This window comes from Alkalitalea saponilacus (assembly GCF_900168165.1).
Classification (GTDB): Bacteria; Bacteroidota; Bacteroidia; order Bacteroidales; family Marinilabiliaceae; genus Natronoflexus; species Natronoflexus saponilacus.
The window spans coordinates 118,279-131,592 of sequence record NZ_FUYV01000007.1 but is presented as its reverse complement, the minus strand read 5'-3'; the positions used below and the strand labels follow the sequence as shown (position 1 = coordinate 131,592).

Genomic DNA, 13,314 nt, shown 5'->3' with positions numbered 1-13,314 from the left:
CTATTGCTGTTTTATGAGAAAATCAACTTAATAACACTTAAAATCCTATATTATGATCAAAAGAATTGTGTTGTCATGTTTTACATTTTTGTTGGTTTCAACTATGCTTTCAGGAGAATCGGTACGCCAACAAATTACACTTGAAAGAAATTGGAAATTTACTCGTGGCGATTTCCCGGAGGCCATAAACCCTGGGTTTTCTGATGCCAATTGGGAAACAGTATCTATTCCACATGATTGGGCAATATATGGCCCTTTTAATGAAGAGCATGATTTACAAATTGTAGCTGTTGAACAGAATTATGAGATTATTCCAACAAGGAAAACGGGGAGAACAGGAGGGCTTCCTTATATGGGCGTTGGATGGTACAGAACCTCTTTTGATGTTGATGGTTTTATAAAAGGTGAACAACGGGTAAATATTTTATTTGATGGTGCCATGAGCGAAGCTCAGGTGTTTATAAATGGAGCGAAGGTTGGTTTTTGGCCATATGGATATAACTCTTTTCACTTTGATATAACAGAATATCTGAATGATGATGGAAAAAACAATGTGATGGCTGTTCGATTGGAGAATCAGGAGTTCTCTAGTCGCTGGTATCCTGGTGCAGGTTTGTACAGAAATGTTCATCTTATCGTAACAAATGAAGTGCATGTACCCGTTTGGGGTACATTTATTACAACTCCACATGTTACCAAGGAGTTTGCATCCGTAAAACTTGTTACGGAGTTGAATAATGCAGAGAATGGTCAAAATGTTCGTGTAAACACGAAGATTTATGACCGTTGGGGAAGAATGGTTGCCAGCCAGGAGACAAATCAGATGTTTTTTGAAGACAGACCCTATGAGCAGCATTTTCTCATTAATGAACCAGAGTTGTGGACACCTGAATCTCCCAGATTGTACGAAGCCGTTAGCAGGATTTATTACAGAGAAGAATTGGTTGATATTTATACCACACGATTTGGGGTAAGAGATATAAAATTTGTTCCAGAGAAAGGTTTTTTTCTGAATGGTCAGCGAAGAAAATTTCAGGGGGTAAATAATCACCATGATTTAGGCCCACTTGGAGCTGCCGTAAATATAGCTGCACTAAGAAGGCAACTTGTACTTTTAAAAGACATGGGAGTAGATGCAATACGCACTGCACATAACATGCCTACTCCCGAATTGGTTGAATTATGCGACGAAATGGGCTTCATGGTTATCGTTGAGTCTTTTGATGAGTGGGATAGAGCAAAAGTAAAAAACGGCTATCATCGGTTTTTTGATGAGTGGGCTGAGAAAGATCTTGTAAACATGATCAGGAATTTTAGAAACAATCCGAGTGTGATCATGTGGAGTATTGGCAATGAAGTTCCAACTCAATGCAGCCCTGATGGATATAGGGTCGCGAAATTCCTTCAGGATATTTGTCATAGAGAAGACCCAACTCGTCCTGTAAATTGTGGAATGGACCGAGTCTCGTGTGTTTTAGATAATGGTTTTGCTGCTTTGATTGACATCCCCGGATTGAACTACCGAACTCATCGTTATTTAGAAACTTATGAGCGACTGCCACAGAGATTTGTGCTTGGTTCAGAGACAGGTTCTACGGTAAGTTCCAGGGGAGTCTATAAATTTCCACCGGAAATTAAGATAAATGCTATTTATGATGACCACCAGTCGTCCTCATACGATCTAGAATATTGTTCATGGTCAAACTTGCCCGATGAAGATTTTGCTCTTGCCGATGATTATGAATGGACTATGGGACAATTCGTTTGGACCGGCTTTGATTATTTAGGTGAACCTACTCCATACGATACAGATGCCTGGCCAAGCAGAAGTTCGTTATTCGGAATTATCGATCTGGCTTTTATTCCCAAAGATAGATTCTATCTGTATCGAAGTGTTTGGAATAGGGAAGATGCAACGCTTCATATTCTGCCACACTGGAACTGGGAGGGAAGAGAAGGCGAGATTACGCCGGTCTTTGTTTACACAAATTATCCATCAGCAGAGCTTTTTTTAAACGGAAAGAGTCAGGGATTCCGTACCAAAAATGATTCTACACTTCAACATCGCTATCGATTGATGTGGATGGATGTTAAATATGAACCCGGAGAGTTAAAGGTCGTTGCTTATGATGAGGCTGGACGGGCAGTGGCTGAAGAAAAAATGGTAACAGCCGGCAGAGCTCATAGAATTGAGTTAATACCTGATAGGACCATCATTGATGCCGATGGTAAGGACTTATCGTATATAAATGTAAGGGTTGTTGATCGTTATGGGAATCTTGTGCCGACTGATTCGCGGCTAATAAGATTTGATACCTCAGGTGCTGGTAAATACAGAGCTTCAGCCAATGGAGATCCATCAAGTCTTGAGCTTTTCCATAAACCACAGATGTCATTGTTTAATGGTCAATTGACTGCCATAGTGCAATCAGGGAATCAACCAGGCACCATTGTATTTGAAGCTAAAGCCCCGGGTGTAAGAAATGCAAGGATTGAGATTCAGGTGAAATAATTCCTTAGTATCGTTTTTTATTTAGAATGAATAATGAAAATATCGCTCAACATCTTTATCGAAAGATAACGATGTTGAGCGATGTTTTTTATCCAACCTGATAAGTTGAATATTGTCATGTGATTGATTATCACTTTGTTTGAATGGAAAAATAGAACGTTGTACCTTCGCCGGGAACAGATTCAAGCCAGATGTCTCCTCCCAATAACTTACACAGATTTTTACAGATAGAAAGTCCGAGGCCTGTTCCACGGTGAACTTTGGTGTCATTGGGTTCTATTTTATGAAATCTTTTGAAAAGTTTATCCATGTTTTCTTCTTCAATTCCAATTCCGGTATCCTTAACAAAGCATACCATTTTATTTTGCGTAACAGAATAACCAAAGCTTATAAATCCCTTCTCTGTAAATTTAACAGCATTGTTTATCAAGTTGTAATATATTTGTTTTACCCTGCCTTGGTCGGTGTTTATAATAATTGAATTCTCAGTATTTGGTGTTTCAAGTAATAGTTGAATGTTTTTTAATTGAAGGTCAGCGTTTACCGAGTAGTGGGCTTTTATCTCCTGAAGCAACTGATTAAAATTTACTGAAGATTTATAGATTATCATCTGATTTGCTTCAATGATACTCAAATCAATTATATCATTAATTAACTGCAATAGAGTATTGCTGTTTGATTGAATAATATTGTTAATGTAGGCTTGCTCCTCTTCTTTAATTTCCCCGGCTTGAAGCAGATCTATAAAGCCCATAATCGCGTTGAGGGGAGTACGAATTTCATGACTCATGTTTGCTAAAAAAGCAGATTTCAATTGATCACTTTCTTGGGCTTTAAGTTTTTCTTCTTCTAAGTCCTTTGTTCGATCTGCTACCATCAATTCCAGGTTTTGTCTATGAATTTTTAATTCCAGATTCTGACGCGAGATCCTGTCTCGTTGCTGTCGTAATGCCCGGTTGTGCTTTTCTATCTGTAAGTTGGATTGCTCCAACTTGTTGTAGGCCTCCGATAAATCATTGGTGCGCTGTCTGACTTCCGCTTTTAATGTTGCTTCTCTTTTTTTTCCTGATAGAATCTTCAAATAATAGGCCAATACTATGATTGAAACCAAAATCAATCCGAGAATAGGAGTAAACCATTTGGTTTTCCAAAATGGTGCGGGAATTACCATTGATAATTCAAGTGTTTTGGAATTTATCATTCCATCGCTTCGCATCCCTTTTACTTTGAAAGTGTATTTGCCCGGTTCCAGGTTAGTGTAGTTTGCAAAATTCCTTGTGTCTGAATAAATCCAGTTTTCATCAAATGGCTCAAGAATATACATATACCGATTTTCATCAGGATCAGTATAATCTAACATTGCAAACTCAAAGGATATATAGTTGCTTTTATGGGATAGTACAAACTCCTTTGAAGCAGAGATGTCTGTAGCAATAGATTCGTTAAAAATTCTGAGATTTGATATTACTATCGGAGATTCATGCAATTTTAAATGTATCTGTTTAGGGTTAAAAGCATTTAACCCATTATTACCTCCCATAAGTAAAATTCCATCTCCGGTTTTTGAGAATGCGTTTGTTTCAAATACATAGCTTTGGGCCCCATAAACGGGAGGGTAATTCATGAATTTTCCCGATGTCGGATCAAAACTACTGATTCCACTGTGAGTCCCCATCCAAAGCACACCGGAATCATCCTCCAGTATATGGTATATTGTATTAGAGGGGAGGGTTTCAGGAGTGGATATGGTGGTGAATGAATTTAACTCCCTATCAAAAAGGTTTAGTCCATCTGATTTTGTTCCCACCCAGATACGATTCTTACTGTCTTCATATACAGCTCTTACCTGATCTCCACTGATGGAATTAGGATTGTTGGGCTGGTGAGTATGATGGATTAATTGGTCGCTTTCAGGAATGTACTGGAATAAACCTGTTGCCTGGGTTGCAATCCAGATGTTGTCCGAGCTGTCTTCGTATATCTCAATGATGTAAATATTACTTTGTGTATCAAAAAACGAGTGGTGTTTTGTTGGCAATGGGGACGGTTTTTCTTCAGTAATTGAATACCTAAAAATGCCATTTGATGTACCAAGCCACAGAGCATCCTTTATAAATGCCAGGCTGCGAATATGAGTCGGGTATCTAAATATAAATTGATTGTTTGTGCTGTGTTTACTATAAAGTCCGGCTTCGGTTCCTATCCATAAAGTTCCTGTGTTGTCCTTAACAATATCCTCAATTCTGTTGCTTCCAAGGCTTCCTTCAATTCCATCAGCCGTGTAATATGTGAAACTGTTCGATTTTTTATGATATCTGTTTAAGCCGCCACTTTTAGTGCCTATCCATAGGTCATCTTTGTCTGAAAGAACTGATAAAACAAACTCATCATTTAATCCGTTTGCGTAATCAGTACTTTTACGCAAAACAGGGAATGTTTGCTGACGGATATCGTAATAATGAAGGCCGCCAAACTTTGTACATATCCAGATTAGTCCGCAGCTACTTTCCATTATCTCCCTGATTGAATTGCTTTTCAATTCATTTTTTACATAGTTGGATGCATCAAGATGCTGATATCTATAATTACTTAAGTTGAGAACGATCAGGCCGTCGTTGGCTGAACCAATCCATAACAAGTTGTTACTGTCAAAATTTAGGGACAGGTAGGTTGCATTATTTAGATATGAGAGTTTCTCGTCTTCAAAAGAGAATTTTTTAATGGTGTTGGTTTTTTGAAAATAACGGTAAAGTCCACTTTGTGTTGCCAGCCAAATTGTATCAGGATGATGAGAGTTCATGGCACGCACCGGAGGAATTGTAGTATGTCTTAAATATTGTGAGGGGTTTAATATTTGGTTAATATTGGCAGATACATCTGTTGTTGACTGAAAATTCCATATTTCATTTAAATAAGCCACGCTTTTTGCTGAAATCTTTGTCAAACCGCGAAGTATTGAGGCAATCCAGATGTTGTTGTCCCTGTCAATATGAATGGAGCTAATTTCATTGTGACTGGCAGGGTTTTCATAATCAGGATTGTGCAGAAAGCGCACAAACTCAAGTTTGTCAGGTTTTAATATGCTCACCCCATTTTGCGTAGCAATCCAAATATTTCCAAATGAATCCCGTTTTAAATCGTATAAGGTATTATGTGAAATTGTTTTTTTGTTTTCCGGTTTTGAATAGAAACGTTTAACTTTTCCTGTCTTCCTATTAAGCCTGTTTAACCCATTTGAAGTTGCGACCCAAATTTGATCAAATTCATCACTAATAATTCGCTCGGGATAATTTGATGAGAGGGAGGATGTATTACCGGGAACGTTGTTATAAATGGTCGTTCGTTTTCCGTCGTATTTTGTCAAGCCAACTGATTCAATTCCCAGCCAGATAATACCAAGGCTATCTTGATGTATGCATTGAATAGATTGTCCGGGTAGTTTATTTGTTGCCGAAAAATGCGCAAGTTTAATCTCTGTACTGTTGGTAAAACTAATGGGTTGAGTCAATTGGAATGTGCAAAATAAAGCTATTATGCACAATGCTTTTGGCATGTGCTTGAATGGAAGTAAATGTAAACACTTTGATTTACCCATTTTAATTGTTTTGTCTTCGGTCTCTATTTGTCGAATGTTTAATAATGACATAAACGAGATATTTATCCATCTGGTTACATTTATATACTTTCTTTTTGGATAGTTAAATTTAAGTAAATTTATCAATTATAATGTTAAGTCCTGAGTTTTTTAAAAAAACTCAGATTCTTCTTATGAAAAAGTTTGGTCTTGTGCTGCTGAAGTCTTTATATAGACTTATCCTTTATGTGAAAATCTGCTGCCAACTCGTTTGATCCTCTTTGTTATTCTCGTTTATAAAACTCCCTTTTTTTCTGATGTAATGTATGTAAAAGTATCAGAAATACAATGTGATAGGGGTTTGTCTGAAATCAAATACCCCCATGTTAAATTACATTTGATCAGAGAGGTTGACATTTTGCACCCAAGCTGCATACAAATACCACCAAAGTATTAATTAATGTTAAAATACCTTTAAGGAATGTTGATCTGGTCGAATTGGTTACAAAGGTCTATTTAAAACAAATTAAATCTAAAATCATTGTTATGTTGAAGAAAAGCGTCTTGTTTTTATTAATGGTGATGACGAGTTTTGGGTTATACGCTCAACATACTGTAACAGTTGTTGTTACAGACTCGTCAAACGACCCTGTTCCGGGTGTCTCTATCCAGGTGCAAGGAACAACCAGTGGCACCGATCAGTCTACTTATTCTACTTCAATTTCTTACACGGGACAGGAAGGAATTCTCCCTTACTTCCTTAAACGAAAGTTAACCTTAATCCGTATGATCGGATATGTATCTTTAGTGGTTGTAATGTTTATTTTTTGAGGTATGGAAAAAAATATAATGAAAGTATTCTTGGTGTTTCTATCAGTTCTGATTTTTGCAGCATGTAAAGACGATGATGAGGTGTTCAATTTATTGGAAGTTGACGTTTCTGAAATTGAGTTAGACGCAGATAAAACAACTGGTGTATTTACAATCACTACGGATGCCGATTCCTGGGAAATCACCAATCCCGCAACGGAGTGGTTATCACTGTCAAGGACTTCAGGTACTGGGTCAATAGCCATGATTATGGTTACCGTTGATGGTAAAACACCGGAAGTGAGATCAGCAGAACTCGTTATTAACGCAGGAAACGCACCGCCGGTAACCGTAACAGTAACTCAACTGGATTCTGAGTTTGTCTATGAGCTTACCTCCAACAGAACTTCATTAACCATTCGTAGGCTTGGAGGAAGCCAAACATTTGATATCAACACCTCTGCACCGGAGTGGAGCCTCGAAATTGAAGGAGACTGGATTAACGTGGATAGAAGAACCGGAACCGAAAGCTCTGTTACCATAACCGTTTCAGCTGATGGAAATGAATCAGGGGCAGAACGTAAAGGGAAAATTACCATCAGGGCAGAATATGCACCTCAAAGGGTTGTTGAAGTGTCTCAGCTAGCTTTATATCCGTCTTACAATATTTCACCACCAGAACCTGATATGACTGGAGTGGAAAGAACCGCTTCCGAGTTGGCTCAGGATATTTTAATTGGATGGAACATTGGAAACTCATTGGAAGTTCCATCCGGAGAAACCGGTTGGGGGAATGCAAGGACCACACAAGCCTTGATAGACGCCGTTCAGGCGGCAGGTTTTAATGCCATACGCATTCCATGTGCATGGAACAGTTATGCTGATCAAAATACTGCCGAAATTGACCCCAATTGGTTAGCACGCGTAAAAGAGGTTGTTGATTACTGCATTAATAATGACATGTTTGTGATCATTAATACCCATTGGGATGGTGGTTGGCTTGAAGAAAATCCATTTTACAGTAAACAGGATGAGATTAATTTAAAATTTACGGCATTTTGGGAACAAATTGCCACTTACTTTAGAGATTACGATGAGCGTTTACTATTTGCCGGCACCAACGAAGTGCGTGCCGACTATGGTATACCCACCACTGAGCACATTACCGTGCAGCAGTCATTTAATCAGAATTTTGTTACCACTGTGCGTTCAACCGGAGGACGAAATGCCTATCGTAACCTGATTGTTCAAACATATAATACAAACATCGACCACGGCATCAATTTCCATGTTATGCCTGAGGATAATGTCGAAAACAGGCTGTTTGCCGAAGTACATTATTATGATCCCTACCAGTTTGCTTTGCAGGATTCCGGTAGTGGCATTTATACTGTTTGGGGTGAAAGTTTTATTGCGGCCGATTCCGACTGGTGGGGACAGGAAGATCACGTTGACAGACAATTTGCCAAAGTAAAATCAAAATTTGTAGACAACGATATTCCTGTAATTCTTGGGGAATATGGTGCGATTCATCGAAGTGCTCTAACCGGTGAAGATTATGAGGCGCACAAAGCTTCCCGCGAATACTACCTCGAGTATGTTACCCGTTCGGCCATTCAGCATGGACTGATTCCATTTTACTGGGACAATGGCCATCGCGGTAACAATGGATTTGCATTGTTCTATAGAAGCAATGGAAATATCTTCGATCAGGGGGCTCTGGATGCCTTGATGAGGGGAGCAAATGAATGATTTTTTCTCTAGTTGCTAAAAAACTCCATTTAGACCATGTCTAAATGGAGTTTTTTATTATGAACAAAATTCCTATTTTTATCTTTTAGCGGGGATGTAATTGGGTGAAAGAAATTCATAAAAATCTATGGGAAAAAATATATTTTGTATCATTGTGTTTCTGCTATCTATCATAAAAATTCAAGGTCAGCAGGCAGCTAATCAGTTTCGGAGAATCGACAGTGAGTCAGGGCTCTCAAATAACCAAATTAATACCATCCATGCCGATAGTCGTGGTTTTTTATGGTTTGCTACAGTATCCGGATTAAATCGATATGACGGCCATTCGTTTCGTGTTTTTAAAAACATTCCGGGCGATCATACTTCAATACCAGAAAACAGCATTCACGAAATCTACGAAGATCATTTGGGGTATCTGTGGCTTTTCACAGGGATATCAACTTTTTCGATTTATAACCCTAAAACAGAGTCTTTTGGAACCGATCACGAACTTTTTTCCAAAAATATTTCTTTACCGCGAACTTATATCAATACAATAAGGGTAGATGCTGATTCAAATGTGTGGATATGCAACGATCAAATGGGACTTTATTACTACCATCGCAGAAGCGACTATCTGCAAAGATTGTATCACCATCCTGAGGAGAGTACCTCTATCTCAAGCGACAGGGTAAAGGACGTCAGGTTTAGTAACAATGGAAAAGCTTATGTGTTGCACGCAAATGGTTTGGTGGATGTTTTGGATACCGAAGCTCTTCAGGTTGTTGAGACCATCGAGGCAGGCGGAGATTTTATTGTTTCTGAGGCAGGACGTGTTTTAAAACTATTTTTGGATAGTGATGATGATATATGGATATACTCGAACAATACACCTGATGGACTTTTTTATATAAATCAAAAAAGTGGCGAAACGCGCCACTTTTTACCTTCTCGCCAGCCAAATTCTATTTCAAGCCGATCTGTTTCCGGAGTTTTGGAAGACAGCCAGGGACGAATTTGGTTGGGAACAGATCATGGAGGCATTAACATCATCGATAAAAATGATTTTTCCATAACGCTGATAGAACATGTTCCCGGTGATGTAACAAGTCTCAGCGGCAACAGTATTACTTCTCTGGAGAAGAGTGGTGAAGGAATTATCTGGGTAGGTACTTTTAAAAACGGTATAAACTATTCTCACGATCACCTTTTTCAATTTGATCTATATCGGAGCCAGCATTTTGAGACCGATCGATTCTTTTCGAACGACGTAAACTGTTTTACCGAAGACAGTAAGGGGAATTTATGGATTGGTACCAACGGAAACGGACTTGTGTATTATGATCGCAACCTTGGTGCTTTTACCACTTATAGGCACAACCCAGCCAATCCCAATAGTTTAAGCAGCGATATTATTGTTTCCCTGTTTAACGATCATAATGATGATTTATGGATAGGAACTTACCAGGGAGGGTTAAACCGATTCGACGGACAGAGATTTCACCATTTCAGGCATGATGTTTTTAACGCAGCTTCTCTATCGGATGACAGGGTTTGGAACATTTTGCGCGATAGCCAGAACCGTCTTTGGGTAGCCACTTTGGGAGGGGGCTTGTCTCTTTACGATGAGCGCTCCGGTGGCTTTATTCATCACCGTGAGGATGATTATAATTCAGTTGGTGGCGATTATGTTTTAACTCTTTTTGAAGATTCCCGCGGTAGTTTATGGATAGGTACTTCCACTGGTGTAACCGTTTTAGATGGTACAACACAACGTTTTCGTCAGTACATGTACAATGGGGAATATGAATCGGGATTAAGTAATAACAGTGTTTTATCTTTTGCAGAAGATTTGAAAGGCAGAATATGGCTTGGTACGCGAAACGGTTTGAATCTTTACAACCGTGAAACCAGAACATTCAAAGTGTTTAGAGAAGAAGACGGACTGCCAGACCACAACATCATTTCCATGCAAATTGATGAACAAGGAAATTTGTGGATCGCAACTCTTAACGGGCTTTCGAGTTTAACTCTCAATAATGAAGAGGATGTTTATGTTTTTAGAAACTATGATTTGCTGGATGGTTTGCAGGGACTGGAGTTTAATGAGCACTCAACGCTTCGCACTTCAAACGGAGAGTTGATTTTTGGCGGAGCAAACGGATTTAATCTTTTTAATCCCGAGAAAGTTATTGATCATCATCAGCAATTCAGCGTAATACTTACTGAATTCCGACTTTTTAATCGTCCAATTGCCATAGGCGAGAATATAGGAGGAAGAACAATTCTCAATAAAGCACTTAATCAGTCCGGGGAGATTTCACTCAGGCACAACCAGAATGTTTTTTCCATTGAATTTTCAGGATTAAACTATTTTCATCCTGAGCGCACGAGATTTCGCTACAAGTTGGACGGATTTAACCAGGATTGGATTGAGACCGATTCGCGCAATCGCATAGCAACTTACACCAACCTCAATCCCGGAACATATACCTTCAAAGTTAAAGCGATGGGGAGCGATGGATCATGGTCAACCGACGAAACGCATCTCGACATCGTTGTGATCCCTCCATTTTATGCTACCTCACTTGCTTATATCATATATTTGATCTTTTTCATTCTTTTAATCGGATCTCTGATCTGGATCATTAAGCGGCGAGAGAAAATGAAATTCCTACGTGAACAGGAACGCAGTGATTATCAGCGCAGCCGTGAAATGGATGCCATGAAACTTCGTTTCTTTACCAATGTGAGTCATGAGTTTCGTACGCCTTTAACATTGATTCTTTCTCCGCTGGATAAGTTGTTGAAAGAGATTAAAGATGAGAATTTGTATGCTCAACTGACAATGGTTCAAAGAAATGCCAGACGATTACTTAATCTTGTGAATCAAATTCTCGATTTTAGAAAAATTGAGGCAGACAAAGCTTCCTTAAATCTTACTTATGGCGATTTGTCCAGATTTCTGGAAGATGCATTCAATTCGTTCCGGGATTTGTTTGAAAACAAAAATGTAAGGTATGATTTCAAATGTAAAGTGAAGAACTATTATGCCAATTTCGATTTTGATAAAATGGAGAAGATTGTATTCAATCTTCTCTCAAATGCATTGAAATTTACCCATGAAAACGGAATTGTTTCCATGATCGTGGTCACTTATAAACCCGGAGATGCAGGATATTCAGATAGGTTTAATAATAGAGAGTACATTGAATTTTCAGTTGCCGACACAGGTGTCGGAATTTCTGCCGATAAACATGAAAAGATTTTTGAACGGTTTTATCAAAGTACGGATGACCTGGAAATTGCAAACCAGGGGAGTGGCATCGGGCTGGCGCTTACGCTTGAATTTGTTAAAATTCATGGAGGAACCATTGAGGTAAAAAGCGAAAAGGGAAAAGGGAGCAAATTTATTGTGCGTTTACCATTGGATACCTCAGTGCCCGATGATTCTCATCAGGATGATGTATTAACAGATGAAACGCTTGAGGAAAATCAGAATGGGGTAGCATCGGTTCAGTCTCTTTCTGCAACAAAGCCCGAAGTTTTATTAGTTGAGGATAATGAAGATTTAAGATCCTATCTACGCTGTAATTTAAAAGAACAGTATGAGGTGTCCGAGGCGGCCAACGGGCAGATTGCCTGGAACAAAATTCTTGAATCACCACCGCATCTCATTGTGAGTGATATTATGATGCCGGTTGAAGATGGTATTCAGCTTTGTAAAAGAATTAAAGGAGATCCCAGAACGTCTCATATTCCTGTAATATTGTTAACAGCAAAAGTCTCAAGCCAACAGAAAATAGAAGGATTGGAAGCCGGAGCAGAGGATTACATCACCAAACCTTTTAATTTTGATGTTTTGGAGTTAAAAATCAAACGTTTGATTGAGCTGAGACTTTCATTCCAAAAAATATTCTCCAAAAAATTTGAAATTAAACCCGGAGAAATCGGCATTACTTCTCTTGATGAGAAATTCTTAAATAAAGCGCTCAAAGTTGTTGAAAAAAACATTGGTAACAGTGAATTTTCTGTTGAAAAAATGGGTAGAGAACTGGGCGTGAGCAGGGGACATTTATATAACAAGCTTGTGGCTTTAACAGATAAGACTCCGGTTGAGTTCATCAGAATTATGCGTCTGAAAAGAGCCGCCCAATTGCTTGGCAAGAGTCAGCTCACTGTATCTGAAATTGCTTTTCAGGTAGGATTTAATGATCCGAAATACTTCTCCAAGTACTTCAAGGAAGAATTTGGTATGGTTCCTTCTGAATATGCGAAGAGCAATCAATGATCAGACAGTTAGAATGATACATGAAGGGGTGTGTTCAAATCACACCCTTTTTTTGTACATTTTATACATTCATAGTAAACAATTGCCCCCATTGTTAAATTCATTTTACCTGATATATTTTAAAATGTTAAAATATATTTGACACCGGTAAGAAATTTTTAATAGTGGTAAGGGTGGATGTCCCCCATTCAGAAACGTCTGATTGGGGGCATTCAATTACGCTCCATTTCTCAAAATAATTCTGAAGTACAATCGGTATTTGATCTGTTTATATTTAGTTCTTAAAGAATTCTATACATTATAAATCTTTATCCCGAGATATTAGGGATTATACAGATAGAATAGCTAAGAAAGATGAAACGAGTCCCGATACTTCGGGAGCAACTGAAAAACAAA

Annotated in this window: 5 protein-coding genes; 4 read left to right on the top strand and 1 reads right to left on the bottom strand. The window is 38.5% G+C overall.

Features of this window, described 5'->3' with window-relative positions; all coding sequences use genetic code 11:
• Positions 1 to 52 precede the first annotated feature (52 nt).
• On the top strand, positions 53 to 2,512 hold the full coding sequence (gene galB, locus B5X70_RS07685; protein WP_079557317.1) for a beta-galactosidase GalB: 2,460 nt from the start codon (positions 53 to 55) through the stop codon (positions 2,510 to 2,512).
• Between the two features lie 130 nt (positions 2,513 to 2,642).
• On the opposite strand, the gene B5X70_RS07680 is transcribed toward galB, so the two are convergent.
• Positions 2,643 to 6,158 (bottom strand): hybrid sensor histidine kinase/response regulator, encoded by a 3,516-nt coding sequence (locus B5X70_RS07680; protein ID WP_079557316.1) that lies wholly within the window; start codon positions 6,156 to 6,158, stop codon positions 2,643 to 2,645.
• A 474-nt stretch (positions 6,159 to 6,632) separates the two neighbouring features.
• Between B5X70_RS07680 and B5X70_RS07675 the strand changes: the two genes are divergently transcribed.
• From B5X70_RS07675 to B5X70_RS07665, 3 genes are all read left to right on the top strand, one after another.
• A complete protein-coding gene (locus B5X70_RS07675) occupies positions 6,633 to 6,917 on the top strand; it encodes a carboxypeptidase-like regulatory domain-containing protein (RefSeq protein ID WP_079557315.1) in 285 nt (94 codons plus the stop codon).
• A 3-nt stretch (positions 6,918 to 6,920) separates the two neighbouring features.
• Positions 6,921 to 8,648: a cellulase family glycosylhydrolase gene (locus tag B5X70_RS07670; RefSeq protein WP_079557314.1), complete on the top strand. Its 1,728-nt coding sequence runs from the start codon at positions 6,921 to 6,923 to the stop codon at positions 8,646 to 8,648.
• Positions 8,649 to 8,775: 127 nt separating this feature from the next.
• Positions 8,776 to 12,918: a hybrid sensor histidine kinase/response regulator transcription factor gene (locus B5X70_RS07665; protein ID WP_079557313.1), complete on the top strand. Its 4,143-nt coding sequence runs from the start codon at positions 8,776 to 8,778 to the stop codon at positions 12,916 to 12,918.
• Positions 12,919 to 13,314 lie beyond the last annotated feature (396 nt).

Excerpts from the sequence above, each read along its gene's own strand:
- B5X70_RS07665 (WP_079557313.1), top strand. The coding sequence starts at position 8,776 with ATGGGAAAAAATATATTTTGTATCATTGTGTTTCTGCTATCTATCATA.
- B5X70_RS07680 (WP_079557316.1), bottom strand. The coding sequence starts at position 6,158 with ATGTCATTATTAAACATTCGACAAATAGAGACCGAAGACAAAACAATT.
- galB (WP_079557317.1), top strand. The coding sequence starts at position 53 with ATGATCAAAAGAATTGTGTTGTCATGTTTTACATTTTTGTTGGTTTCA.
- B5X70_RS07670 (WP_079557314.1), top strand. The coding sequence starts at position 6,921 with ATGGAAAAAAATATAATGAAAGTATTCTTGGTGTTTCTATCAGTTCTG.
- B5X70_RS07675 (WP_079557315.1), top strand. The coding sequence starts at position 6,633 with ATGTTGAAGAAAAGCGTCTTGTTTTTATTAATGGTGATGACGAGTTTT.